General features: G+C 49.0%; 18 protein-coding genes. 3 read left to right on the top strand and 15 right to left on the bottom strand.

Features of this window, described 5'->3' with window-relative positions:
• Positions 1-253: 253 nt before the first annotated feature.
• The 7 genes from ACE6ED_RS20570 to ACE6ED_RS20540 all read right to left on the bottom strand — a co-directional run bounded on the left by ACE6ED_RS20570 (position 254) and on the right by ACE6ED_RS20540 (position 17,462).
• Positions 254-5,071 carry a hypothetical protein gene (locus tag ACE6ED_RS20570; protein ID WP_410829281.1) on the bottom strand — a complete coding sequence of 1,606 codons (4,818 nt, stop codon included), beginning with the start codon at positions 5,069-5,071 and terminating at the stop codon, positions 254-256.
• Positions 5,052-9,737 (bottom strand): hypothetical protein, encoded by a 4,686-nt coding sequence (locus ACE6ED_RS20565; RefSeq protein ID WP_410829280.1) that lies wholly within the window; start codon positions 9,735-9,737, stop codon positions 5,052-5,054. Before ACE6ED_RS20565 ends, ACE6ED_RS20570 begins: the two co-directional genes overlap by 20 nt.
• Before the next feature lie 21 nt (positions 9,738-9,758).
• The gene (locus ACE6ED_RS20560; protein WP_410829279.1) at positions 9,759-13,121 is read right to left on the bottom strand and encodes a hypothetical protein; all 3,363 of its coding nucleotides are present in this window, start codon (positions 13,119-13,121) and stop codon (positions 9,759-9,761) included.
• Positions 13,105-14,109: a hypothetical protein gene (locus tag ACE6ED_RS20555; RefSeq protein ID WP_410829278.1), complete on the bottom strand. Its 1,005-nt coding sequence runs from the start codon at positions 14,107-14,109 to the stop codon at positions 13,105-13,107. Before ACE6ED_RS20555 ends, ACE6ED_RS20560 begins: the two co-directional genes overlap by 17 nt.
• Before the next feature lie 30 nt (positions 14,110-14,139).
• The gene (locus ACE6ED_RS20550) at positions 14,140-15,120 is read right to left on the bottom strand and encodes a patatin-like phospholipase family protein (RefSeq protein WP_410829315.1); all 981 of its coding nucleotides are present in this window, start codon (positions 15,118-15,120) and stop codon (positions 14,140-14,142) included.
• A gap of 448 nt (positions 15,121-15,568) precedes the next feature.
• Positions 15,569-16,309 (bottom strand): hypothetical protein, encoded by a 741-nt coding sequence (locus ACE6ED_RS20545; RefSeq protein WP_410829277.1) that lies wholly within the window; start codon positions 16,307-16,309, stop codon positions 15,569-15,571.
• 205 nt (positions 16,310-16,514) lie between these two features.
• On the bottom strand, positions 16,515-17,462 hold the full coding sequence (locus tag ACE6ED_RS20540) for a ketopantoate reductase family protein (protein WP_410829276.1): 948 nt from the start codon (positions 17,460-17,462) through the stop codon (positions 16,515-16,517).
• A 163-nt stretch (positions 17,463-17,625) separates the two neighbouring features.
• Here ACE6ED_RS20540 and ACE6ED_RS20535 point away from each other — a divergent pair, with 163 nt between their 5' ends.
• A complete protein-coding gene (locus ACE6ED_RS20535) occupies positions 17,626-18,177 on the top strand; it encodes a TetR/AcrR family transcriptional regulator (protein ID WP_410829275.1) in 552 nt (183 codons plus the stop codon).
• A 41-nt stretch (positions 18,178-18,218) separates the two neighbouring features.
• Here the strand turns inward: ACE6ED_RS20535 and ACE6ED_RS20530 are convergent, their stop codons facing one another.
• Entirely contained in the window at positions 18,219-18,725 is a 507-nt protein-coding gene (locus tag ACE6ED_RS20530; protein WP_410829274.1) for a TetR/AcrR family transcriptional regulator, read from the bottom strand.
• Between the two features lie 129 nt (positions 18,726-18,854).
• Between ACE6ED_RS20530 and ACE6ED_RS20525 the strand changes: the two genes are divergently transcribed.
• Together ACE6ED_RS20525 and ACE6ED_RS20520 are read left to right on the top strand one after the other, a co-directional pair.
• Positions 18,855-18,986 (top strand): hypothetical protein, encoded by a 132-nt coding sequence (locus ACE6ED_RS20525; RefSeq protein WP_410829273.1) that lies wholly within the window; start codon positions 18,855-18,857, stop codon positions 18,984-18,986.
• Positions 18,983-19,960, top strand: a complete 978-nt coding sequence (locus tag ACE6ED_RS20520; RefSeq protein WP_410829272.1) for an alpha/beta hydrolase — start codon at positions 18,983-18,985, stop codon at positions 19,958-19,960. The genes ACE6ED_RS20525 and ACE6ED_RS20520 overlap by 4 nt, the downstream gene beginning before the upstream one ends.
• Positions 19,961-20,160: 200 nt before the next feature.
• On the opposite strand, the gene ACE6ED_RS20515 is transcribed toward ACE6ED_RS20520, so the two are convergent.
• From ACE6ED_RS20515 to ACE6ED_RS20485, 7 genes are all read right to left on the bottom strand, one after another.
• Positions 20,161-20,400 (bottom strand): NifU family protein, encoded by a 240-nt coding sequence (locus tag ACE6ED_RS20515; protein ID WP_410829314.1) that lies wholly within the window; start codon positions 20,398-20,400, stop codon positions 20,161-20,163.
• A gap of 47 nt (positions 20,401-20,447) precedes the next feature.
• Positions 20,448-20,660 (bottom strand): hypothetical protein, encoded by a 213-nt coding sequence (locus tag ACE6ED_RS20510; protein WP_410829271.1) that lies wholly within the window; start codon positions 20,658-20,660, stop codon positions 20,448-20,450.
• Between the two features lie 45 nt (positions 20,661-20,705).
• Positions 20,706-22,103 carry a Fe-S cluster assembly protein SufB gene (sufB, locus tag ACE6ED_RS20505; RefSeq protein WP_410829270.1) on the bottom strand — a complete coding sequence of 466 codons (1,398 nt, stop codon included), beginning with the start codon at positions 22,101-22,103 and terminating at the stop codon, positions 20,706-20,708.
• A gap of 51 nt (positions 22,104-22,154) precedes the next feature.
• Positions 22,155-23,456: a Fe-S cluster assembly protein SufD gene (sufD, locus tag ACE6ED_RS20500; RefSeq protein ID WP_410829313.1), complete on the bottom strand. Its 1,302-nt coding sequence runs from the start codon at positions 23,454-23,456 to the stop codon at positions 22,155-22,157.
• A 29-nt stretch (positions 23,457-23,485) separates the two neighbouring features.
• On the bottom strand, positions 23,486-24,265 hold the full coding sequence (sufC, locus tag ACE6ED_RS20495) for a Fe-S cluster assembly ATPase SufC (protein WP_410829269.1): 780 nt from the start codon (positions 24,263-24,265) through the stop codon (positions 23,486-23,488).
• Positions 24,246-24,767 carry a MarR family transcriptional regulator gene (locus ACE6ED_RS20490; RefSeq protein ID WP_410829268.1) on the bottom strand — a complete coding sequence of 174 codons (522 nt, stop codon included), beginning with the start codon at positions 24,765-24,767 and terminating at the stop codon, positions 24,246-24,248. The genes sufC and ACE6ED_RS20490 overlap by 20 nt, the downstream gene beginning before the upstream one ends.
• 272 nt (positions 24,768-25,039) lie before the next feature.
• Positions 25,040-26,911: a beta-L-arabinofuranosidase domain-containing protein gene (locus tag ACE6ED_RS20485; RefSeq protein ID WP_410829267.1), complete on the bottom strand. Its 1,872-nt coding sequence runs from the start codon at positions 26,909-26,911 to the stop codon at positions 25,040-25,042.
• Between the last annotated feature and the right edge of the window lie 3 nt (positions 26,912-26,914).

Here is a 26,914-nt window from a genome sequence, read left to right as displayed (position 1 = left end):
ACATAAAAACCACTTTCCAAGTTATTAATAATTAAATTATGAATGTCCGTTAAAGGCCGGCGTTTGGAGGCGAAACAACCGCCGAACTATACACACAAAAGTAATTACCATGGAGAGTTAGGGGACTATGTTCTTGTCTTTCAACAACTCTTCCAATGGTTTATATTATACCAACACTTTGTCTACAGTTTAAGAGTCCTTGCTGAGCAAGGACTCTTATGGAACCTATTTTAGTTCAACATACAAATTGCATTTACTTACCGTTTAGCTTAACCTGGTCTAATTTCAGCACGACATCAGTTAACCTTAACAGCGTAAACGGCGCAGTCGTTCCGTTTTGATCGTTCAGCACGGAGAGGTCAAAATGAAATTGTCCACCGTTTGTTTCCGGCCTGCGCGTTGCTAAAAACGTCTCAATCTGCTTAGCGATGGCATCAACCATCTCCCTTATGTCTCCAAGGCTTCTGCGCGGCATGAGTGATACCGGCACGCTGATGGAAAATAATTGATTGGCCAAACGGTAGGAATATATGCATTCCACCTGCAGATAGAAGTTTCCGAAGGAATTAGAGATGGGGACATCGCCGAAAATTCGATCGATAAACCGTTTTAGTTGATCACCGAGCGGTTGCGGATTGGATTGATCTTTGTCGGTCATAGCGATCGGGTAGTTCCTTCTTAACGAAGGAAGATAGGCCTGTTCAAAACGATGCTTGTCCGTCCGGTAGATAAAAGGTGCTGCCGTACGCTTCCCTTCGACTAGTTCCTCGTTGCGTGTAATGGCAATGGAAGTCCATGCACTAGGCTCCCTGAGAATGTTTAAACCAGGCAGATTTACTTTGCGTTTCAATGCTGTCAAACCGGCTTCCGCCCGAAGCGGCGTGCCGCTGGCATCCTTATAAGTGAAATCGTAGCGGCAAAGCTTGCCTCCTTCCAAAAAAACAGGCTTGTCGGCGGGAATACATTGATAGCCGGCAATTTCGACCAAAGGCGCGTTGGCAGAAGGGTTTGGCGAGGTTTCGGTTAAGCGTATGCCCCAGAGGCCGTCTTCTCTCTCTGCCTCCTCAATGAAAAATTGGTAATCGTGACGGCCAGCGGACGCAGGTTTAGGCTGTAAATCGGATGATACAACTGGCAGGCCGCTTTTGAAATTCTCCCACCTTTGCCAATTGATCGTGATATACTCTACGATGTCAATCAGTGCTTGGGCTGCTTCCTTGATTGCAGTCTTCGCCTCTTGGCTTGCCATCGAACCGACATTTGTAGCGGTCTTTATTTTACCAATCAACGCAGGATAATAATCTTGGTAATCCCTGAGCGCTCCGCAAAGATGCTGTAGATCCTCACCTGACTCCAACTGCCCTCTCATGTTCTCTCTAAAGACAACTTCTACGTGAACCCGATCCTGCGGGAGATGACGCGTCCGGCTGTACGTAAACTCATAATCCCATTTGAGATGCTCTTCAAGAGGCTCCCCGTGCATCGACTGACCCGCCGCCGGATCATGCAGCGCCTGTCCGGACAGCGCCGGGATCTCCGGATAGCTCCTTAATGCTAACGGAACCTGGAATGACCCGAGCGGCCGATCCAAGAAGGTCGAGTCAAGCTCCCGCGAATCGGGCAGGATAAAATACAGCCAGGAAGAAGCTTTGAACTCTGGGATCTCTGGCAGTGGCTCGATTTGGTGCTCTATATGCGTCGGATTGTAATAACCGTCTACCTGTACATACGGCTTTGGCGTAATGGCTGCGGGGTCTTCCCGCGTTCCGACAAAGGAGATATTCAACAGGGAGTAGCTGTCCGCCACCCCTTTCGGAGTAATATCGATCTTGCAAGGAGGCAGTGTCAACCCGGCCAGCAGCGGTTCCGCTGTTTTGATTGTGCCATAAAGCTTAGGCTTATCTTCCTGGCCGTTGCCACTCTTGTTCGTTATCCCGCTCAAATAAACGCGCAATTGGGCGACTGCATCCAGCAAATACGTCTTTGAGAGCGAGTGAAGCAGCTTCTGCTTATAGGCTTCGCGAGCTGAATCCAGCAATTCTTCATCTGCTGAGGACGAGTCATCCTCCTTGATAGCTTCATAAACTTTGATAAGTTGAGCGGATATCGTTTTCGCGAGCTGATCTTTGTATCCCATTAATTGCTCACTATATCGCTTTCTGTCCGGTTCAGGCGGCAGCAGCTCGAAAGCTGCCATAGCCTCGGAGGCGAGAATCTGTTCGAAGGTATCCAGAAAAAACCTTGCCTGTCGCTCCATATCTAATGTAGAAACAGTAAGAATTGGTTGATCGCCATTAACTTTTCCAGAGGCATCATATTGCTGCTTGTACGGCAGCAGCGTGCCTGCATTAATTAACGGGCTTGGTGCGTAGATTACCGGCTCCTGTGATTTTCCCGCATGCTCCGGAATCGAGAATTGAATGCCGTCGCCGTCGATGCTGTCCGGTGCAGCAGCGCGAACGAGCCAGATAGGCACCTCCACGGCACGATCGATCCATTTTCCACGGTCAAGACCAATCGCTGTGCGGTAACGCGGGCCTCCCTTTTTGTTCAATGCCGCTTCAAGCTGGCTGGCAAAGTTGCGAAGTGAAAGTGCCGGATCGACTCCATCCTGTCCGTTCGTTGATGCATTCAAGGAGCGCGCCGGAAGTATGTTTACCGCTTGCCGCCAGAATGCGGGAGTGAAACGAAACTCCGGGTCCACCGCGTACCGCTTGCGTACGAATTCCAAAGAAACAGTCAGCTCGAATACATCTTGCTTTGTGATCTGCTCGGGATCAATGCGCAAGTCGAGTAAAAAAGGCTTGTCTTTAAGCAGGTTTACAGACAAACTATTTTCGCTTCCATTGGCCCACGCCGTCTGAAGCTCCGCCGTCTCTTTCAGGAATGTAATCAAGTCGTTCCTATCTGCAGCCGTCAGCAAATTCGGTTCCGAAAATGTTAATGGCATTAAAGATGTGCGAATCAAGCAATCGACCGTCTCGGTCCCTTTCAATTGATGTTCCAGCTGGCCGGCGGCACGATACAGCCTTTCCACCTGAACCTCTGTCTGCTTTTTTGTCTCGTCTGTAGGCGGCGACTTCAAGTACGAAATGTCCCGTGTGAATCGGATACGTATCATGGGCTGACCTTGTGCGGATACGATCTCATAATCGCTTGCAATCGTCGGCCACTGCTTGGGACCCAGCAGTTCATCCGTAAAGCCGATGCTTACAGGCGGCAGGAGGTTACGCATGCCTTTTTGCTTCTCGCTGTCCCGGGCAAGCCGATTACCGAACACATCCATCCAGTCAAATTTCATCTGCAGCACCGAGCCGATACCGTGATAAGCAGCGAACCCCTCCGGCTCCGTCAGCTTCTTTTGCTTTAAAAAGCGTGCGTAAGGGATCGCCTTCGTATAGTGCAAAGGCGCTTGAGTAGCCGAATCGTTGGCTCCGTCAGCTTGGCCGGGCAATGCTTTATGATTCGCGGTCTCCGTCGGGCCGATCGGAAGTGCCGGCACATGAGCTTCGAATCGATCATTGGGCAAAATCCGATAGCTCAGCAAATGGAACAGCTCTTCGAGATCTTCTTCGTCTTCCGACTGTGCATCGCTTGCAGAAGCGTCCCGTTCGGCGATCAGTTCGATGGCCCCCTCCGGCAAAGCCGGAAGCCTGTGAATAGGCCCGGTGCGCAGGCGAATTTCCTTGTTGTTGGCAAACATGGTCAACAGCTTCTCCTGATTGGACCAAATGAGCGAGGCGACAGAAACGTTGTAAAGCATTGCGATTTTTTTTAAATTTCGGTTCTCCTCCTCCATCTTTACCTCATGAGTCGTCCTTGGAATATAGAAATAGGTGCCGCTTGCTAGTCTCATCCAATCAGGGATATGTTTGTTCAGACTCTTTAATTCTTCAGCAGAAAAACTGTTGCCATACTTCCTTACGATTTTCTCCACCGTGTCCAGCACTTCCGGCCGAATCAGATCGATGCTGCCTTCAATCGTAAGCGTTTCGCCTACGTTCAAAGGCTGCTCGGCATGTGCTTCCGCGAATTCGTTCCAATCTCCAAGGTAGCGGTCCATCATATCTGCAAACGACGAATTTACGCCAAGCTGTTCGATCGGCAGATCTTCTCGCTCCCACTCGGCGTACATGGAATGACCCGGTTCTGCCGCCGGCAGCCCGCCTGTGATCAAGCAATTCAAATAGGAGTGCGCCTTGCTGTCCGAACTGACAATCAGCAGTTGAAGCTCCGCCTCTCCTTTATCGTCGAACAGCTCGTCGGGCAGCTTCCCCTGCGCATCCTCACCGTTGCCCGCAAACAATCGATATCCGCCCGCCCGGGTGATGCTGCCTTCCCACAGCTTGCTGATGAATAGATGCATATCGCCGACCAGCCCCGTATCCGTCTCTCCCGCCATCACTAACGCAGTTGCAGGGTTCGTGTCCGAGCTTAAATTTTCCTGCAAGACGAAGAGCAGGGGACTTCCGCTGACGGCCTGAAGCATATCATCCGTTCCTGACTGGTATAGCAGCCGCGCATGGAGACCGGCTCCGTTGAGCGTCTCACGGCCAAGCTTGAGCAGACGTTCAAGCAGGACTATATCGGATTCCCTGACGCCTAGAAAAGAATGAATTTTACCTTGCCACCACGGGGCGCTTCCTGCCTCCGCAAGAGGCTCCACATTCTGCTTAACACGCAGGCGTAGAAGCGTACCGCTCTTCCAACGTAACGGCAAGTTCGTCTCATTGTTAAATCCGTAAGCAATCGTCTCCTCTGTTACTCCTTGTTCATTTTTGGAAACGGATTTGACAATGAGCCCCGGCTTCATTACTCCACCGTTCATTCCCTCGGGAACAACCATGGATTGCGGCATCGACCAGATGCGAACCGGTTCAGGGAATGCTTGCCAAAGCACGTCGTTCTCTGCGGGACGCCACTTAATCGAACGACTGGGCGTATGCCGCACAGGAATGGCTTGTGATGGAATCCGCAGCCGGACTCGAGCATTGTCGATCGCTTTAAAGTCCGATCTTGTATGGAACTGCGGAATGTTGCGGCTATCCAGATTAATGCGCAGAGGGCTCAACAAAATTCACATCCTTTTCTATGATCTGAATATGCGGTTCAATCTCTGAGGTGAGGGACACGGACCACTCGTCAATGGCTTCAAGCTCCTTAAGCTCGATCTGTTGGCCGGTTAGCTCGAACAGCCCGTAGTCAGGGGCTTGACCAAGCCGGTTCTGGACGTGCAGACCTTTATCACTCGTGAGCCGCATACCATGCAGAAAAGATCTGGAGATCAGCCCCGACAGCTTGCGAAGTACGCCTTTGGCTCGCATTCGGCTGAACAATTCACTCGATCCCAGGCGTTTCAAAGGCCCGGTTTTTAATGAAGCAGCGTTAAATTTGATTTGCTCGCGTATGATAATATCACTGGCGAGCACATTCATATTCAGCTTGAATTGGTCGATGACGGATTGAAGCGTCGTCTCTTGTTCCATCCTGACCATATATTGAATGGGAGGAAGCTTAATTTCTGACGACGGAAGAAGCGGGACATTTGGAAATTCGGTCAGCAGTTGCGTCACTGTTAGGGCTAATCGATCAGCCAAAGTGCGCAGCGTATCTCCAGGTTCAATCTTGATCGTTTTAGCCGGGTCCGCCCCGGCTACCTCTCCCGCCTTTAATGGCCATTGCGAGGATTCCTTCTCCATATGTTCATCGAACACTTCGATTTTGAACGTTTCATTTTCTTTGAGGCTGATCCAAGTGTCACTCTCTTTTGTCAGGTAACTTACATTCCGCAACGTAATATCGGTCCCGCCGCGGAGCGGTACATCCCGATTGTACTCAAGTAAGCTGCGAACGACCGGCGTCAGCGCTTCGGCATTCGGTGCGGCGGATCCAGGGTCCTGGTCTGCATTCACTGCATCGAATACGGCAGCGGCTGCACTGCCGAGCGTGGAGTGTTCAACCAGCGGGTACACATATTCATCAAGTATGTCCAGCGCTTCGTGGACGAGTTCGCGCGCAATCGTAACGAAGTAATCATACATGACATATTCGGCAACAGACATTGCGTTGACCAGCTCGTCGGCTTGCGCTTCAACGCTGCTTTCATGCGCATCTTGAACCGTCGTCGAAGCGGAGTCCCATCTGAAGCGTTCGGACGATTTTTTTAAATAGGCAAGGGTCGCTGTAGCGGTCTCGGCAAATAAATAATCCTCGTCCTTTCCTACCGAGGTGGCGATGACGTCTCCGCTCCTTCTGCCGATTTTCACCCGAAGCGAAGGCGGTGCGGGGAAAAATGCCGTTTCCAGGCACACTTCGCCTGGCGGTTGACCGTCCGCTGACGGCTGGCATTGCATATCATCGGAGACGACCGTCATTGTCCAATGGTTTCGCAAAAAGGAGCTGAGCTGCGCGGGCGGAATGACCCTTCGTCCCGCATTTAAAAATTTTTTATACAGATTGAGTACATCTCGCGAAACGAATTCGCGGGTGAAAGATTCGATGCTTACGGGCTTTTCCTGCCCGCTTGCGGCTGCACAGAGCCACGCCCACGTTCGTTCGCATAGCCGCTCGAAGTCCGACAAAGCAGCCGGTTCTTCATTGTTGACGAGCTCCCCGACCGTTCCAATTGCGAACAGCAGAACAAGTGCATGTTCAGCTCGCGTTTGCGCCCCGTCCCGCTTCTCGACTGCGGTCAGTACGGGCGCAAGGTACAACGTAAGCGGCGGATGCTCGCCAGCATCGGGAGGAAGAAGATTGCCCCAATGGAGCTCTGGAATCGGAAGCGTCGCCGTATCTTGTTCTGATTCCCCATCTGCGAGTGCTATGCTGTCGCCTTGGGTTTGAATACGCCAGGGCGGATTCGGATGCTTTGGCTTTATTAAGAAGGTTTCCTTGATGCTCGCCGAGTAGGATACGCTGATTTTAATTTTGAAGCGTCCCTTACCGATTTTGATTTTGAGGCGAATGCTAACGTCCGCGATTAGCGATATTTCCAGGTCTCCGTATGCTTCGTAGTCGAGCAACGTCGCAATCGTGACGACTACATCAACGGATGCCTTTACCAAGGATAGGTTTACTTCCCCGAACAGCCGTCCCTGAATCCCCGCAATCCCCTGCAGCCTGTAGTAATAGTCGCCTTTTCCCTCACCATCCGGCTGCCAGCGCGCAAGTACGCCTTCCAGAATACCGATCGTCGTGACCGCGAAGCCCGCGGTCAGCGGACCTTTGTGAACTTCCTTGCCGATGCCGAGCCGCATGCCGAAGCCAAACTCCATCACGGTGCCAAAATGGCCGGTATGCGCGTGCGGCAAACGGTTCGATGTATATTGGGACAGCTTGTTGATATAAAAGCCTGCCGAGCCTATGGCTGGTATGCCGGGCGGAACAATCGTCTGGATCGTGCAGGAGCGCGAGAAGTCCATGTTCCGGGGAAAGCCTATATCGATGCGAAAATCGCCGTTAGTATAGATTCCGATTCCGAACGAAGGAAGCGTGACCGAATACGCTCCGAATTCCAGGTAGCGGAGCGAATCCGGCAGGGTGATCTCAGCCTGATACAGCCCGATGTCCTCGGATACCTTTTGATACAGAATTTCAAAATCAAGTCCTTTGAAAAACTCTCCCCGTCTGCCGCCTACGACCACTTTAAGTCCGTACAGCTTCGGATCGCTGAAGACAAACTTCAGGGAAATGGTTTTTAGCAGTAGCAGCTCAGCCGCGACAAACCATCCGGTTGCTGGATCGTGCCGGATCGCCTGCAGGTTATGCGCCAGGCTAATGGCCTTGTCCACGCTGTCGATCACGCCCGCATCAGCTCCCAGCGCCACTCGCTGGCCCATCGCAAGCAGCTTCAGATCGAGAAAGCCTTCAGGTAGGTCAGGGGTAGGGGCTGTGGATGGATCGGCGGGGAACCATTCAAGGGAGGATACGCCCGGGACCGAACCTTTAAGCTCGAACTTCAGCCTTTTGGCCGGCGCGAGCGTTTTATTAAAATCGTAGCGTAAAGCAAACCCTTCGATCTTCGCCAGCTTGATAAAATCGAGCGATTTATTCAGCGATGGAGAAGTCAGCGTGATCCCGGTATCGATATTAAAAAACAATTCGAGCTCCGGAAACGACCATCCGTTCAGCGCTGCCCATGGTCCCGTTAACCCGAATTTGCGATCGGAGCCCTTAACCCAGGTTACGGCTTCTTCAATTAGCTTGCCCAGCGAAATCTCGGTCAAACGGAATCTCATTTCATTAAGATTTCCGCCAGGATTGAAGACCGCGGTAAATCCATTCCAGGCTGCCGTCACTTCCCCGCTATTCATGTCTCGGCAAAAGTGAATCCGGAAACCGAAGAAATCGGCATCTCCACACAATTGTCCGACAAACTTTTTTAATTCAGAATTGTAATCAAGCGTCAAACGAGCCTGAACGTTGATTTTTTCGGATAAGGTCCAGGGTACCGCCGCGGATATTCGCCAGTTCCCTTCGTCCCGACAGATGGTCATCCGATCGATAGAAATACCGGCGCTTCCCGATAAACCGTCCAGGGAAGTAATTGAACCGCACAACGTCCATTCCCTGGCGGCATATGCGCAAGACACTTCCGCTTGTATGCCGCCGATCTCGACGGTTCCAAGCAGCTTTGCTAGTTGAATGCCGAACTGATTGCCTGACACCTGAGCTTCTCTAAATCGAAGCACACCGTCGCCGAAATTGACAGTTCCGTCTTCATTACTCGAGATTAGCTTAGCCTGGCCAGAAAAGTGAGTTGCCTTATCGACGACTTGCACGTCCATCTTTAGCTCTGAAACGCTGATTCCGTTAATGGGTTCGAGCATTTGATGCGACCCGGAAGGGATCCATACTGATGCGAATGATAGGATCGGACTTGGCTTGTCCCGATCTTGGATGATGGTCCAGCTCCAGCTGTTACTGTCTTTCACGAACGTCCCGGAGAATCCGAACACCGAATCCGCCGCTTCCAACGTGCCGTCAATTGACACTTTCACGTTGGTTTTGCCGTCTGCCAGTGCAGCTTCAAGGGTTAGGACACCGCTTTGCATAGTAGGCAGCCCCGGCAGTATCCAATCGCCGAACTGCAGTGATGCTTTCAGGTTGACCATTTGTCCTTCTGACTCTCGATAATCGAGTTCAAGTGTTAGGCCGCCATTTTTTCCAGCAAGGAAGGGGGTGTGACGAACGATTCGAATACTACCGGACAGCGGCTCTACATTTTTTATGGCAACATCGGTAATCGGCGCTGCCGTTCGGAATTTGCGAGCGAGCTCCGGAGTTTCTCCAGGAATCGGCGATTCGACGGCAATCCAGCTAGAGCCGACCAGCACTTCGACGGACAGCGTTCCCTTTAACGACGAGGGGTCGCCGTCGATGCCTTCAAGATGGAATCGCCCATTTCTGAACAACAGCCAATCAATCCCTTGCATGCGAAACGACAATTGCGGATCCACAGGCTCTGCATTCAAGACAAAAGACAATGGTGCATCTTGCGGTTCCGTCAGCGTTAGTGTTATATGCACCGGTGATTTGAACAGCTGAGCCTGACCTTTAATCGTATAACCTGCTGTCTCATCGACCATCAGCGACGCAACGATCCAGTCCGCGTACGCAGATAAGCGGTCCAACGGTTCGGCAATGCCTGTAGCGGAAAGCCATTTTCCAAAGTCCAAGGATCGAGATGCCGCTACCGCTTTTGCTGCCTGCTCGCGGAGAGCTTCGAGCTTGCCCATGCTGCCACTTCCCTTCTTTCCTTAATTCCCTTGATAGCTCGCATACCAACCGATCGGCTTAAGGTTGTCTTCTCCTCCAAACCATTTCAACGACAAGCTGCCTGTCGGGGGAAATCGCATGCCGAGAAATTCCAAATAAGCGTCGGAAAGCAACAATTCGAAGCGGTTTTCTCCGTTGTCCTGTTCATAACTGAGCACGAGATCGTCGAATTGCAGGGAGATTACGTTTTGGATGCGAAAAGCCTTCTGACCGCCCGGCAGTCCAAGATAAACGGATACTTCGTAGCGATCAGGCTCGTCGTCTCTGCCGGGACCCCAAGCGAGCAACAAATCAGCTTCCAGCAGCTTATTGTTACCCAGTACGCCGGATGTGCCGGCTTGAAGGCGGAAGCGCAAACCGTACCAACGTCTCGTTCCTTCTTGATCCTTCGGCATACCTACAGCATAGAAGTCAGATGCGGTCGCTACAGGAAAATAACCGGAGACAGGACTGTCTTGATCATAGAGCAGCTCCGCGAGCTCCATCGACAGACTATCGAACAGACTGCGCGGACCCTCCTTTGGCTGCGTGGCAGTCGGTCTCAACGACTTGAGGTTCGGCGCCACCTTCCATTGGCCATCCGCTCGCTTCTCGATCATCCATTGGGTGAAAGCCAGCCCGTCTTCCCCGAAGGACAATAGATCAAATGGCTTGCCGTCTCTCAGATTCAACCGCTGGAAGCGGATCTGGCCGGACAAGTTCAGCCTTTCACCCTGAGCAAGCGATTCGTATATCACTTGATCCAGCTTTATACTCGCAAACACCTTGCCGGGTCCTGAAAAGTCAATCTCCATACTTCCCTTGGACGCCATGACGTAGGCAGTTGTCTTGCCCCCGGTTTGCCGGCTCCCTTTCAGAAAGATCGCGCGCACCGGGAGGCCTTCCTTTCCGGCGACGGGCTGGTCAAACCACCTTGCAACGGTCAGTTGGCTTCTGCATTGAAAGTCCGCCACCTGATTTTCCCGAATGACCAACCGCAAAAAAAGGAATTTGAAGTCGATCTCGGGATAAATGAACGCCGGATCTCTCCATGAAATGTCAAAAGCGGGCTCGTCAGGCTTTGTCACGTCATAGTTGTCGTCCGTGTAGCTGACCAAGCCGAAGACACGGTTCGCCTTATTCGATCCGGATAGATCGAGGCCGTCCGTGCCTGTCATCTCCAGGCCGAGATGATGCCCATAGTTGAGGTCGTTTGGAAGACCGAGGGATGGAGTGCCGCTCAACGTAGGCTTCAACACAAGCACGCCGGTCCAATTGGGATCCTGGACAATCCGATTGAAGTGAGTCAATGTCGGGTCAGACAACGCCTGCTCTGCAGCTTCCTTGAGGTATTCGCCAATCCAGGCCGATAAGACCGGAATATCGCCAGAATCGGTCGAAGGAATGCCCTCGAACCGGGATTTTACAAAATCGCGGCTTTGTGTCCACGTTTCAGGCTTTGAAACCAGCTCGGTTAGGCTTTGCCCGGGACCGACGCGCGATTTGACGATTAGAACGTTCGTAAAATCTTCTTCTTCCTTGGGCGAGTTGACATTGACTGTAAATGACCATCCTTCGATGTCAATTCGATTGTTGAAAATCGCGCCTCCGCCAGGGGGGTTCGGAGCGTCTCCCAAAGGCGAAGGGTTCGTTGCGATTAGGAACAGCTCGCGGGTCTGGAATGCGCGCTGCAGCTCGTCTCCGATGCGTTCAAAGCTGAAATCCGGTTTTGCCTGACCTTCCTGTTCGGAAGCCGGACTTGGCATGGCCAACAGCACTTTATCGTATTTGCTCCCATTCAGACGAACCAGCATCCCGCTCGGCGTCGTGGCGTGATAGGCTGTAGCAACTGCCGGGTCCGTGTTGCCCGGCTTGCCTACCGTTTTCACCCAATATCGTCTGGCTGGAGACAGAATCTGTTGTTCGAACCGGATATATTCTGCCTCGCCGCTCTCTAAGCGTCCGTTCAATTTGACGCCTCCATAGGGAACGTATGGGAACGCAGCTTGCGGATCGGCGACGACGGGAGTCGGAGTAGACTTAAAGGGCAGTACGGCATCTTCTGCTGTAGTCCCGGCAGGCGAATCGGCATAACCGTAGAGATTAGAGCCTTCGGGTTGAGAGACGTACATCGCCTCTGCTGCTTCCAGCGGCGTTTCGGCGCCAGCAGGCAGTACAAGACTGAGCCAGGAGGTTGACAGATCTGATGTCAGCAGCGATTGCGGAGGGATTGTAATTCGATTCTCCACGTAGGACATCCCTTGCCCGAACCGCTCGGCATAAGCAGGCTTGCCGGGATGAAATCGAATCCGTCCGCCGGAAGGGATCACAAAATATTCAGCCCCGTTTAAGCCGCCGATCCATTCCATGGGAGCTGTTTCACCGGCCTCGCTGCCTAAGAGTGGTTCGAAGTCTCCAGCTGGCATCAGAACCGGCGCTTCTCCTTCTGACCCAGACTGCAAGACCAGTCTCGGCTGCTGCTCATGCCAGATCGTCTCTTCTTCCAGAACAGAAGGCCTAAAGTCAATCGAATGCCCCATCGTGGATACACAGTGTGTGCCAAAACGCTGCAAGGCTCCTTTTTCGTCGTACTTCGTAAAAGCCAGGAAGGTGGTTCTTCCTCCTTCGAAGGAGGGGGACATGCCCGCCAGTGGATTGATACAGACGCTCATCCGGACGGTATCCTCAACTTCTCCCTTGCGGTTTTGCAGTAGCGGATATCGGATGATTGTGTCCGCTCGCTCGGAAGCGTCGGACCGCCAGCCGTATTGGAAGCCGACGAACAGTCGGCCGGAGGTCAAGGAGCTGCGCCGGACAAGCAGTTTATCGATCGTGAGGCATCCGGCGCCGGATCCGGACAGTGGCAGCCGGACTTCCACGATGCCCTCATGCTCCGGAGCGGCAGCGCCCTCGAAGGAGATCATTCCTTCATTTGCTCCCCGGTGAAAAACAAGCTCCCCCGTTTCCGCAATTATTTCGATTTTTGCTCCGCCTGCGATCGTCAGCTTCCATTCAGAGGCAATCGGTATAGTCGCGGCTTGTTGTACGGTTCTCCCTTCTGCATCGGTCGGGAACCAAACGATTCTATCGCGTGACACCTCGCCCATCCCCATCCAGAGATATGCTCGCTCCGTACCGGCTAGCGAGTCCAGAAAAGCTCCAAGTTTGGCTGGCCGCTCGGCCGCTCGCTCCAACGAGATGCGGTCTGAAAATAACAGCTTTCCCGGCACCTTAAAGCATGCGTCGGAAAAGCTCAGCTTATCGGGGGCTTGGTCGCCGGCTTGCGCCCAAAAACCGATCGTGCGGTCGTCGGACAGATAAGCCGCGAACCCGTCCTCTTCTGCAACTCTAGTGAGCTCCGCCATCCCCGCCACCCCCAAACCCCGTGATTCTAAGCGATTGCATGACTTCGGCTATATTGTTGGCGATCGTGACAGATTCGTCATCCGTCCCTGCGAATAACAAACCGACCACTTGATTCTTCTCGTTGACTATGACGGCGCCGGAGTCTCCTTTCGCGGAAAACTTGGCATTGTGACGAGGATCCGGTACGATCCGAATCGATCTCGTGAATGTCACATCACCAATCCCGTCATAAAAGTCGACTGTAAACGTCTTGTTTAATCCTTCGATAATACCGTAAGTAAGCCCGGTGGCTGATCCTACCTTGCGAACGTGAGTGCCCGGTTTCGTATCGGCAGGTCCGGTTAATCGGCCGATTCCGGGAATCTCCCAGGAAACCTCTTTGCTCGTAATTTCAGCCAACGCACCATCCACGTCCTGTTCAATTAGTCCAAAGTTGCCGCGCAGGCAGGCATCTGCGAGCGTACCGACGAGCGCGCCCTCCGTACAAACGCCTTCCCGCGACAACTGGGTCAACTGATCTCCCCGCTTCCATTCGGAATCACAACAAAGCACGTGAAAACAGCTTAGTGCATACGTTTTCCCGTCTTCTTTCTGCACAAAAGCGCCAAGCGTTCCCCAGATTCGTCTGTCGCGAATGCTTCTGCATGGGCCAATTGCCATCCCGCCGGACAACGGGCTTTGAATTTCCCCGGCTGCCGCCGTTACCGACGTATCTTCTTCAGCCGTTGCTCTTTCCAATGTCTGAAGCACAAATTTCTCCTGTTTCTCGATCACATCCGTTGGGATTCCTTCTACAGATATAGGAATAGCGTCTTGCGGCGGTACATTCGCCTTTTGGTCTACATAGACACGGATAGCTATTTGATCCGTCATCTTCCCGGCCACGTATTTCAGGCCAACGTCAACCGCATTGACATTTCGCTTGCCCTTCCATTCTTCTTCCAACTTTTCCTTAAGACGAATGGCGCGCTGCAATTCGGCATCCACAACCGTCTCCCCTTTCTTTACTATTGATTCTTAATGATACAAATGCCGGTCTTCCTCCTGTGTTAAGGGTACGAAGCCTACATTCGTCTCCTGTGCTCTGAACTCGCGTTTGTATTCTTCAAAATTCCAGGTCGATAGAAAGCTTTGTGCCGCTCGCCGACCGGATTCCATTAGCCGCTCTTGATCGTGTTTGGTCAAATCGAACTTCGTTGTTACGATTTCTTGCGTTGGAATAAAGATCGTGCGGGATTCGGAATGCTTGTCGACATGACGCTGATCGTGGGCCTGCAGCATAGTTTTAAACATCGCCTCAAATAAAGCTATCGGGCCGCGAATTCGTCTCACAGGATCATACGTTCTTTTATCGGACAGCCGAAAACCGAACGTAGGCCATCGGGGGGCGGTAGTTACGTCGAACAGCCAAATCGGAAAATTGCTCAGCAAGCCGCCATCCAGCATCCAATAAGGTCTACGGCCGATCGGCGTCTGCCAGGGATAGGGTTGGAAAAAGAAGGGGAGCGTAGAGCTCATGCGCACAGCTGTGGCTATCGGAAATTCATCCGGAGACAAACCGTAATCCGGCAGATCATCCGGGAGTACGACCATTTTGCCGTTGCTGACGTTAGACGCTATGATGGTCAGCTTGCCGCGGGGCAGATCACCGAATGTACAAATGCCTTTTTGCGCCAGCCACTTTTCAAGCGTACGTTCAAGCGGTTCATTAACGTAAATGCCCGATCTCAGCAAAAGCGGCAGTGCTCTGCTGACCAGTGGGACCTCGTTCAGCCACGTACGTCCTAGTAACTTCCGATAATCAAGTGTCAGCATTAACGCTTTGATCTCTGAACCGCTGTACCCGCATGCCAGCAACGCCGCTACGATCGAACCGGCTGAGCATCCGGCGATTCGCTGCCAGACGCATCCTTGCGCTTCCATCGTCTCAATGGCGCCGACAAAGGCAGTTCCTCTCACACCACCGCCTTCAAATACGGCGTCCGCTTCCTTTGGCACCAGCAATGGTTCCCCCCCCCTAACCGTTTAAATCATTGAACCGTTCCCAAGCTCGAAATAGTCCCTATATTTTCTCAATTGTTGTTCCGTTTTATTCGATTTTTTATTAATTTAGATCATCATTAAATCGTCGGTAGTATCTTTTTTTATCCTTTTTCGGCAATGGGAGCAGGCTTTTTGTCCTGAACAAACGACATGAACTTGCCCCCATAAAACACAAAAACCGCGCTGGGCGCGGGCTCTTATGGGATTGTGTTCTAGTCCACGGACACTAGCAAACTGGCGACTGTAGCTTAAGGGCTTACCCGATCAAGCTGTTTTCTTGAAGCCCAATTGTCCAGTTGATTGCCTTGTAGCTAACTGTAAGATTATTTTAAGTATCTTTGGGAACAAAAAAAGAACGGCTACCTTCGGGAAGCCGTATAAACCGCGCTATGCAGTTATTCAGTTATTCCATAATCAATTCACCCTTAATTCTGTAATTCACCTTTTTATTAGCAGGATCTTCTTCCCTCTTCGCCATATGTATTTCAGGTTCAATCATAAACTCTTTTGTACATAATTTATTTCCATTCGTTTGATCTTTGTATACTAAAATGATATTTAAACTGAATAGATCTAAGCTTTCATTAAATGCCTTTATGTTCAATAGGTATATGTACCATTTAGGAAGATGTATTTTTATACCTTGTTTTGCTGCGTCATCAGGATAAATCGTTCCCAATTCCTCATGATGGACATTGATTTCATGTTTGATAGTTTCTTCTTTATAAAATGAAATAACGTTTTTTTCTTCCTCCTTTGAAAGATAAAATGAATGATTGTCGTTACCATTGAGAGTGGCATGATCTTTCATAAAATCATTGAATTCATCAAAATCAACGGTAATCTCAACTATCACATTTTCTGCCGGGATGTTTCCGTGATTATAAACTTCCAGATAAACATTAGATTTATCGTCTTGAAACGATTCCCCTTCCACACCATGACCCCAGTCCTGAAAAAGGGATTGATGGAGTTCGGCTTCAAATGTTTTAGACGGCATAGCTAAGTTTACTTCTCTACTATTCTTCTGATCGTCAGTCGCCGTTTGACTCTTTTTCAATCGAAGCACAGCAATCACAGAAATGAATGTCGCCAATACTGCTCCACCAATAGAAATGATAAGTACCGATAGTTGGATCTTCACCCAGTTGTCCTCCGCTCCTATTTTCTTCATTATACACTTTATCCACTTATTGACTAAATCTTGGGATGGTATCTAACTGCTAAAGTCTTTTGTTCGATCACACAAAGGCACCGTCAATGCTGCATAGAAAAGAACCCATGTTTTTCATGGGTTTTAACTAGTACCTTATAAGTAAATCTGTTACAAGGCGAGCATGCTCTCTTTTTCATCTAGCGCCCAAAGACTTACATGATTGAATAACCCAATCATTCTCTAACGCGTCCCAGTTTGGCGTAGGCACATCCGACCTTGCCCTCCATTCGGCAAAGGCTTCATTCAAGGCTGTGAGCTCAACTGCCGTTCCATCAATCAACCGGCTAACCGGAAGCATAAAGAAAATCTTTAAAGCCTGGCGGATGAAGTTTGGATAGCGGGTAATCCAAGACGCCTGTATCGCAGGGGTTAACGGATACCCCAGTGATTCAAGTACACGGAAGCCTTCCCCCATCGCCGCCACTAACTGACGCATTCGCTTGTTGTCGCGGGCAACCTGTTTCATCTGGAAGCTATGGAACAAAATGACCATAATCATGGGCACGATCAGCACCATGTGGTTTTTTAGCCAGGCATCGATCTGATCATGGTAACTGAGCTTGTACTTGGTTCGCGTGAATGCCTGCTCCAGCAGAGAGCGAAACGGAATGGGGCCGTTTAGACCACCGATGACCATCCCTCCATGACCGCCACGGATGCAAATGACTCGTCCGTCGGTACGTGTACCTGCCGTAGTTTGAAATCCAAAAGCGACCTGTTTGGGCGGCTGTCCGTGTTTATTCAAATGGTCCTGCATGGTGTGAGTATCCATATTGTTACCGACCAATACGATATGACGGCTAACGTTTTCTGCGAGGGTGGGCAGTACAGCACCGAAATCCGAATACTTCATCATGACGAAAATCAAGTCATACGCGTCACCTGATTCCAATCTACGGATTACGCGAACCTGATCGACAGTTGTCTTGCGCTGAAGGTAATGCCGAATGACCAGTCCCTCCTGTTCCAGTTCCTCCGCTCGCTTTCCTCTTGCCAATACAGTCACGTCATGACCGCCCTTTACCAGAACATGTGCCAGATAGCTTCCCTGCACACCTGTACCATACACAAGTATATTCACTAATATCCCTCCTTTTATAATTAACAGTTGTTGTATATCTTACATCTGTGAATTACAATCAAGATATCATCGGAACGGTTGCAGGTGCAATGGTTAATCGCTTTCGTTTCTGTTGAAAAATGAACAACGAATACTGGATGTGTTCAGAAAAGAGGGGGAAACTATGGATCGGCGCATTGTGCGATCAAGACAAATGATTATGCAAGCGTTTATCGGGCTGTTGGGAGAACAGGAATTTGAGAGGGTCACCATTCAAGGGATTGCGGATCGGGCCAATGTCAACCGCGGAACGGTTTATTTGCATTTTACTGACAAATATGACCTGCTGGAACAGAGCGTGGAAACGTATCTGATGATGCTTGCTGAGAGTTGTGTGCCGGAGAATGGGCAAACCAATGAACTGTCCCGGGACTTGCTGATTCGTGCGTTTACATATCTTAAAGAGCATGCAGAAATCTATCGCGTTTTGATTACCAATAAAGGGATTCCCACATTCAGACACCGTATGACACAGATCATTGAAGCAAATATCACCTTGGTGGTGAATCAAATGAAGCTAGACACCGGTATCCATAAGGATGTATTGGCGCAATTCTTATCCGTTTCCATTACAGGGTTGATTGAGTGGTGGGTCGTCCATTCTATGCCATATACGCCTGAAGAGATGGTTGAACAGATGGCTAAGATTTTGGAAGCAAGGCTGCAGCTATGGTAAACAAATTAAATTATACTTGACTGCTCCCAGTTAGATATTTATTATCTCATTCCGGAAGAGGCCAGCTTCTCCGACATGGTCTCTGCTGATTCCTGCATACCTCTTGCAATCCACTCTTCAATCCATCCATATGTTCCATAAGTTACAAAGGAAACGACGTATGCTGTCATGTTATCCTGCTCCGGTTTTGTTCCATACAGCTCTAGAAAAACCTGTAAAAACATGTGAAAAAGGTTCCGCTTCTTCAGAAGCAGAAAAAAGTCTTTGTGTTCCTTGAGATGTTTGAAGAGATCTCCGTAAAGTTCTGCATTGGAATTCATTCCGGATCGTTCATAGTCTGCCTGCCAGCTTTGCATCATAGAGCGGATATAATGCAGAAGGATATCTTCTATAGCGTTATAGTTTCTATAAAAGGAGTTTCGGCTGACTTGTGCGGTCTGGGTGATTTGAATGATGGAAATTTCTCTGAATTCATTATTCTCTAAAAGGCCGATCAACGTATCAGTTATTCGTTTTTTGACATATGTGTTTTTTTCTTCATTGTTCATGATGGAACATTCCCTCCAGTTTTGTACCATTTTCATCACATCCCTTGATCTCTTAAATTCGAGATGGTACATTTGCTACGTCAAAGATGGTACAGAAGTGCCATCGTAAAGTCAAGGAGGATTTGAAACATGATGACAAAGCCAAGATGGGCCATTCTTCTGATTGTAATTTTGGCAGGATTATTTTTTGGAAGATTCACCGTTCGTCTTTTCTTTAACTTGATGGTAGGCGGTTCGCTGTTCGGAGGTAATTTCTTATGAGAAACAAAAAACAGAAAGGAAATAAAAGAGGGATGTTTGTCATCGTGTGTATTCTGGCATTCATCATCTCATTTGCTGGCTCTGCAGTATTTAAGTTAACTTATAAACCCTCCGCTTTTAAAAAATATACAGTGGAATGGAGCGATGCAATCGGCACTTCCTATACAGATATAGCCTATGGCGAAGGAGAAAAAAACAAGTTCGATCTCTATGTTCCAGCGGACAATACAAGAAAAACTTATGGACTTATTGTTTATCTGCATGCAGGCGGATTTACATCCGGCGATAAATCGGATGACGCCTCCACCCTACAGTGGCTCAGTTCAAAGGGATATGTCACAGCAGGTATAAATTATACATTGCGAGATAATGATCACCCGGAGGCCAGTATCTATTCACAGTCCATGGAGATCAAGCAGAGTATTCCGGTAATTGTAGAGGAAGCGAAGAAGCTTGGTTACAATCTGGATGAAATGGCTATTGCCGGTGGGTCTGCAGGCGGAACGCTAGCCATGCTGTACGCATACCGCGATGCTGCGGATTCCCCTGTTCCAGTAAAAATGATGTTCGAAGCGGTTGGACCTTCCAGCTTCTATCCGGAAGACTGGGGTGTTTATGGTCTCAATGAGAATCCGGAAGCTGCAGCCAATCTTTTTGGCATCATGGCAGGGACGGAAATTACAGCGGATATGTTTGGAACAGAAGCTTATGAAGAGGCGATAAAGCCGGTCTCGGGTTATATGTGGGTTAATGAAGATTCCGTACCATCTGTCATCGCTTACGGCGTCTATGACAAAGTATGCCCATTCCTGTCTGCAAGACATTTGGTGAAAGCACTGGAAGACCATCAAGTTACTCATGAGTATATTGAATTCCCTCATTCCGGTCATGCGTTACAAAATGATAGTAAGCTTTATATGAAGTATCTGGATACAGCACTTGAATATCTGGATACCTATATGCCAATAAAGTAACGTAAGTAAAGGGTACTCAACCTCCCGGGAAGCTTCAATGAAAAACAACCCCAACTAAATCACATTTGATTGGGGTTGTTTAGTATATGGTTGCCATCTAGGAAACACTAACATGATTCTATTTACAGAATTATCTTCTCGGCGTGATAGCTTCTGACAAGAAGATCCGTTGTAACTACTGTAGAAACTGCAGGAGGAATCTAGAATACTTGTATCACTTCTTTAATGTCATCGATTTCCTCAAGAATAGCGCGTTCAATAGCGGCCTTTAACGTAATCGTAGCACTTGGGCAACCGTTGCAGGCTCCCAAAAATCTTAATTTCGCAATACCGTTCTCAACCTCGACCAATTCAGCATCTCCACCGTCACGCAATAAGAAAGGACGTAGTTTGAGAAGCACTTCCAGTACTTCATCAAATAAAATACGATTATTTTCCATACTATCTACTCCTTTCATAGTTTACCCCCATTCGATTCATGCGCTTTTTATTCTAGATGGTCTGATTGATCCTTCGCTTTTTGTTTGAGAAGGGCCTCTTGAGCTGAAAGTTCCATTAAAATCGTATAAAGGGGATCTGTAGGGATCACCACACCACAACTTCCGCTCAATCCTAAGAGCATATTAAGGTAGAACTGAACTTTCTTTTTCTCTCGAGTAATTTGTTCTAATTCTGAGTTGTCCGAGTTTTTTTTCTTCATTAAAATACACCCCGTGCCTCTTAAAAAGTTGATCAAATTAATGAATCAACCGATGCTTCCCTCCATCTCGAATTGAATCAGACGATTCATTTCAACGGCATATTCCATGGGCAATTCTTTGGTAAACGGCTCAATAAAGCCCATTACAATCATTTGTGTGGCATCTTGTTCGGTAAGCCCGCGGCTCATTAAATAAAATAACTGCTCCTCGGACACTTTGGATACGGTTGCTTCGTGCTCCAACGTTATCTGATCGTTTTTAATTTCATTGTACGGAATGGTGTCTGATGTGGAGAGGTTGTCTAAAATCAACGTATCGCATTTAATATTGGACTTGGATCCTGCGGAATCCCGGCTGAAACTGGACAATCCCCGGTAGTTTACTTTGCCGCCGTGTTTGCTGATGGATTTAGATATAATGGTAGATGTGGTCTCGGGAGCAAGGTGAATGACCTTCGCGCCGGCATCTTGATGCTGTTCTTTTCCAGCGACGGCAATAGACAGGATAGACCCTTTGGCTCCCCGTCCTTTTAACAATACAGCCGGATACTTCATTGTTACCTTGGAGCCGATGTTGCCGTCCACCCATTCCATTGTGGCGTTTTCCTCTGCTACAGCTCTTTGGGTTACCAAGTTGTAGATATTAGGAGCCCAATTCTGAATGGTCGTGTAACGGACACGGGAATCTTTGCGGCAAATAATTTCAATAACCCCGCTATGCAGAGAACTGGTACTATAAATAGGTGCTGTACATCCTTCAACATAATGGACAAAGCTGCCCTCTTCGGCAATAATCAATGTCCGCTCGAATTGGCCCATATTTTCAGAATTGATACGGAAATACCCTTGTATAGGAACCTCACACTGAACGCCCCTCGGAATATATACAAAGCTGCCGCCTGACCATACCGCACTGTTAAGTGCCGCAAATTTATTGTCTGCGGGAGGGATGATCGTTCCAAAATATTGTTTAAACACTTCGGGATATTGCTTTAATGCCGTATCCGTATCAAGGAAAATAACGCCCTGATCCTCCAGTTCTTTCTGCATGCTGTGATAGATTACTTCCGACTCGTATTGAGCGGATACACCCGCCAGGAACTTTTGCTCTGCTTCAGGAATTCCCAGCTTGTCAAAGGTTGCTTTGATCTCGGAAGGAACCTCCTCCCAGGTCTTTCCTTGTTTTTCAGAAGGGCGAACGTAATATTGGATGTCATCAAGATTTAGTCCGGACAAATCAGCTCCCCATTGTGGCATCGGCATTTTGTTGAACTGATTCAAAGCTTTCAGCCGAAAGTTGAGCATCCATTCCGGTTCTTCTTTGATTCGGGAAATTTCCCGGACGATCTCTTCAGTCAATCCTTTTCCGGATTGAAAAATAGATTGGTGATTGTCGCGGAATCCATATTTATATTCGCCCATATCCGGTGCTTTTTTAGCCATTCGTCTCACTCCTTTTTTTACCTTTCAAGACTCCTTTTGATTTGCTATGATCTATGATCTGCCGAGCTTGCTCTCCACTAAATTTTGCAGACGACCGCGAACACCCTCCAGCGGAATCTCCGAAATAACAGGAGCGAGGAATCCGAAAATAACCAGATATTCGGCTTCACTTCGGGATATCCCCCGCGACATCAGATAATAAATTTGTTCTAAATTTACTTGCCCCACGGATGCAGCATGACCGGCAGTTACATCATCTTCATCGATCAGCAGGATTGGATTGGCATCGCCGCGTGCTTTGGGACTTAACATCAGCACGCGTTCTGTTTGCTGACCATCACAATGGGTTGCCCCTTTTTCAATCTTAGTGATGCCGTTGATTATCGCCGTAGCCTCATCAAGCATGACTGCACGTGTAATCATCTGGCTCTCCGAGTTTCTGCCAAAATGCCGGGCTTGCGTGGTATAGCTCGATTTTTGACGGCCCGTTGCGACTGCAATCACTTTAGTGTCCGAAACCGATCCGTTGCCTTGAAGCAGAGTCTTGGTATCACTGGCGGTATAACCATTGTTCATCTCACCGATAATCCACTCCACACCGCTATCAGCAAAAGCGACCGCCCGCCGCTGGGTGAAATCAGTGGTTGCTTCAGCAAGCTGATGAACCGAGGCAACTTGCACCTTGGAGCCCGCTCCCGCAAAAACTTCAACCACACCGTTATGTAACACCTTTACGTCATCCCTGCTGGATACGCAATGATCCACATAAATGATCTTGCTGTTGCTCCCGGCCACAATTAAGATGTGCGGCGCAAAACGTACACCGCTTGTATCGTTAAAAAAGATCGCTTGAATGGGCGCTTCAACCTCTACACCGTCCGGCACATATAGAAAAACGCCACCACTCCATAAGGCACTGTTTGCAGCAGATAAGCAGTGTTCTTCCGGCTTCACTGCCTGATAGAGATAACGTTGAACCAGCTCCCCATGCTCTTTTGCCGCAGTATGCAGGTCCGTTAAAATCACTCCCTGGGCCGCTAAGCTCTCCGGCAATGTCGTATACACTACATCCGAATTGCACTGAACAATTAGTCCGCCTTTCACTGGAGAAGTTACCAAACCTCGAACAGCCTCAGGCGCATCCTCCAAACCTGACCACGCATTTTCAGTTTTGTAATTTCCGCTTTCGTAGAGTTCCCATTTTTCAAGTTTGATTTTCTCCACACTAGGGAGCGCCAGCGTCTCTGCCAGCTCGAGTGCCTGCATCCGGCGTTCAAGCAGCCAGCGAGGTTCACCCTTAGCACTTGACCAAGCGCTTAATTTGTTTGCATTTTCTGAGATTTTTGCCTGCATCCCCACTTGCTTTCCCTCCTCTTCCGCGTTTAAACTTCCTCGCTTACTGTTTCATCCATAATCCCAAGCTCCTCTTTCACCCAATCGTATCCTTCAGCTTCCAAACGGTGGGCAAGCTCCGGACCGCCAGATTTAACAATCCGGCCCTGCATCATGACGTGCACAAAATCTGGAGTGATATAATTCAACAGACGTTGGTAGTGGGTGATGATTAAAAAACCTCTATCCGGACTGCGCATCTCGTTTACCCCATTCGCGACAATACGCAGTGCATCAATATCAAGCCCGGAGTCTACTTCATCCAGAATCACAAACTTGGGTTCAAGCAGCATCATTTGCAAAATCTCATTCCGTTTTTTTTCACCGCCGGAAAATCCCTCATTCAAATAACGATGGGCAAACTCCGGATTCATCTCCAGCCCCTTCATTTTGCTCTCCATTTCACGGATAAAACGGATTAAGGAGAGCTCCTCGCCTTCTTCACGCCGTGCATTGATAGCACTTCTGAGAAAGTCCGAGTTCGTTACGCCGGCAATTTCACTTGGGTATTGCATAGCGAGAAACAAACCAGCCCGGGCACGCTCATCCACTTCCATCTCCAGCAGATCTTCATTGTCCAAGGTCACCTTGCCGTCCGTAACCTCATATTTGGGGTGGCCCATTAAAGCTGAAGCCAACGTACTTTTTCCAGTCCCATTAGGCCCCATAATCGCATGAATCTCTCCGCCATGAATCTCCAATGTGAGCCCTTTTAATATTTCTTTTCCTTCAATTTTGCTTCTTAATGCTTCAATCTTTAAGGTCGTCATTTTCCCCTGCTCCCCTTCCGTAGTCTTCTTCAGCACGCGCCAACAAATCACTTATAAATTTTCCGATAGTCTGTAACTCAGCCTCTGAATAGGATTCAATGAAACGGTAAAAACTTTCTTCTTTCTCTTGATGCAGCTTTTTATGCAAATGATAAACACGTCTTCCCTTATCCGTTAAGCTAAAATAAATTTCCTTACGATTGTTGTTCAGCTGGCTTCTCATAATAAAGTCCGTTTCCATCAGCTTTGAACAAATATTAGTAATGCTGGCTTTGGACAAATCCATTTTCTTCACAATTCCGGTATGGTTTATAGGTTCATAATCACCAATGCAATCGATAACGTGTACACTTGTAATATTGTTAGAGAGCATGTCAATTTGTTGCTCCCTGGCTAGTTCCCGAAACCTGTCAATTTCCTGCTCCGTGTACAACTCATTCAGATGCAGCATTTTTATATACTGTTCGTAAAGATGGCCTTTAGATGGATGCAGAAACTCCAATTGCCCAATCTCCCCTCTCTTGTATTCATTGTTGCAGGCCAAGTTCATTAGCCGCAGCAGACAACCGGTCTTTTTGTTCAGTACTGAACAAAATGTATAATAACATGAATGAGAATGATTTTCAATATCATTTATGTTCTGTTAGGCGGATAACCTATCTTTTGATAAATGCTATTCTGTGATCATCCATTTACTCATTCGATGCTCCAATTTATTAATTTATTAAGACGCAAAAAAAAACCCATCCCCTTAGGGACGGAGTTGTTACGCGTTTATTTTAATTTTGCCCGCGTTACTTTGAAGTAAATTTGATAAGGTTCGTACCCGATATCCCGAATTCGTTTGAACGTGATGGCAGGATCCTGGTTGACTGTCTTGAAAAAATACCGCCAGCTCCCCCACTCGCGTTCATTTTCGTTTTCGATAACGGACGCAATCTCCTCATCCTCCACATAGAGCTGCCGTTCTGTTTCGCACAAGCCGGCCAGCACTTCCGGCCCGTATCGGAATGCACCTGTCCGTTCGTCGTCCGGCAGTGGAACAAACCGAATGCCGATTGGCAGCATAATCGAGACGGTATCGCCTTCCTTCCATGCTCTATGGAGGTCATAAAAGTTCTCGCTGTCCCGAGTCGTTCCCTGCAAAACGTCATTGACGTAGACGGATGCCTCCCCCGTGATCCACTCCGGTATGCGGAAGCGGAGCGTGAACGTTGTCAAAGCAGCAGCAGAAACTATGAAATCGTATTTGCGGAAAGCAGGTATATTTTCATTTGTCGCCGCTGTATCATTAATGGCTTGATATCCGGCCGTATTAGACGAGGATAGGAGGCTGCCGCTCATTTTATCCTGCGTTTGTATGATTTTAACGTCAGTTCCAGCGATGTTTGTCCGCAGCTCGGAATCGAAATATTGACTGATATAGACGATATCCCCATCCTGATAATAGATTCCCTTGTTCCAGGCTGCATTTGCCTGAACCATCGTGCCGTGGCAACAGAAGAAGCTGTCGGTTTCCGTGCTCCACTCCTTGCGCAGACCTGCCTTCATGGGGAGGAAATAGGTCAGCAGGCCGGTTCGGGGATAGTTAGGCTGACTACCCGTCAAGCCATATTCCTGATAATAGGCTTGAGCCATGATGCCATTGTACAGATTGTATTCGGTATATTGCGCGAAGGAGGGGTCGCCCGATTGACGAAATAAAAAATCTGCTAGTCGTATCATGTTATAAACAGTGCAGTGCTCCTGATTTTTGTCACCCAGGCGAGCTTTCATCTTCATCTTCGGCATCCAGACCTCTCCGGCGGTTTGACCGCCTGTTGCGAGACTCCCCCTTTCTGCAACAGCGCATTTCCAATACGCTTGTACGATGGCCAGCCACCTTGCGTCTCCGGTAACCTCATAAGCTCTAGCACAGCCGATCACTTCCGGTATCGTAGTGTTGGCATGCATGTTCGTAAGCGGATCCTTCCCCTCCAGCAAGGGTTGAAACAACCGGCTGCGATAATACCGGTCTAACAGCACACGATATTTGTCCGCTCCGGTTATCTGCAGCAAATCAGCCCAAACCTCAAGCATTCCGCCCGTCTCCACATCGAGAATATCGTCGAATTGCTCTCTTGTGAATGTGCCGCTCCATCCGGCAAACCAGTCTGCGAACCGGTCCACGATATCCAGAGCCTGTTGATTACCTGTATATTTCCAGGCGTCAACCAGCCCCATTAAAATTTTATGTAAATTGTATTGGGGCGCCCAGATGCTTTTTCCTTGTGCAATCCAGTGCAGATATTTTTCGGGAATCGGACCGACCCACTGACCGCCGTTATCCTGTTGGCATTCCTGCAACTCCTGCACAATAGCATCCAGTTTGGCCTTTAATTCGATATCCCCGCTTTCTTCATAATGGAGCGCCGCACCAGACAACCAATGACCTAGAAAATGGCCGCGCAATTGGCAGACCGGCGATTCCCAACCGCCGTGCGCACCTTCGGGAATCGTTCTTCCATGAAATCTTCCGGCCTCCAAGTGATAATTAAACAATAGGTGACCGCTGTCCAATTTCATCAGATAGCTTCTGTTCGCTCGTTCTCGGCGAATCAGTTCTTGGTCTTTCAAAATGACCTGCTTGCCGCTCAGTGCTATCATTCA

The sequence above is a fragment of the Paenibacillus nanchangensis genome, assembly GCF_046543445.1.
GTDB classification, from domain to species: domain Bacteria; phylum Bacillota; class Bacilli; order Paenibacillales; family Paenibacillaceae; genus Paenibacillus_AQ; species Paenibacillus_AQ nanchangensis.
Note: the sequence above shows the minus strand (reverse complement) of the source record. Positions and strands in the feature narration are given on the sequence as shown.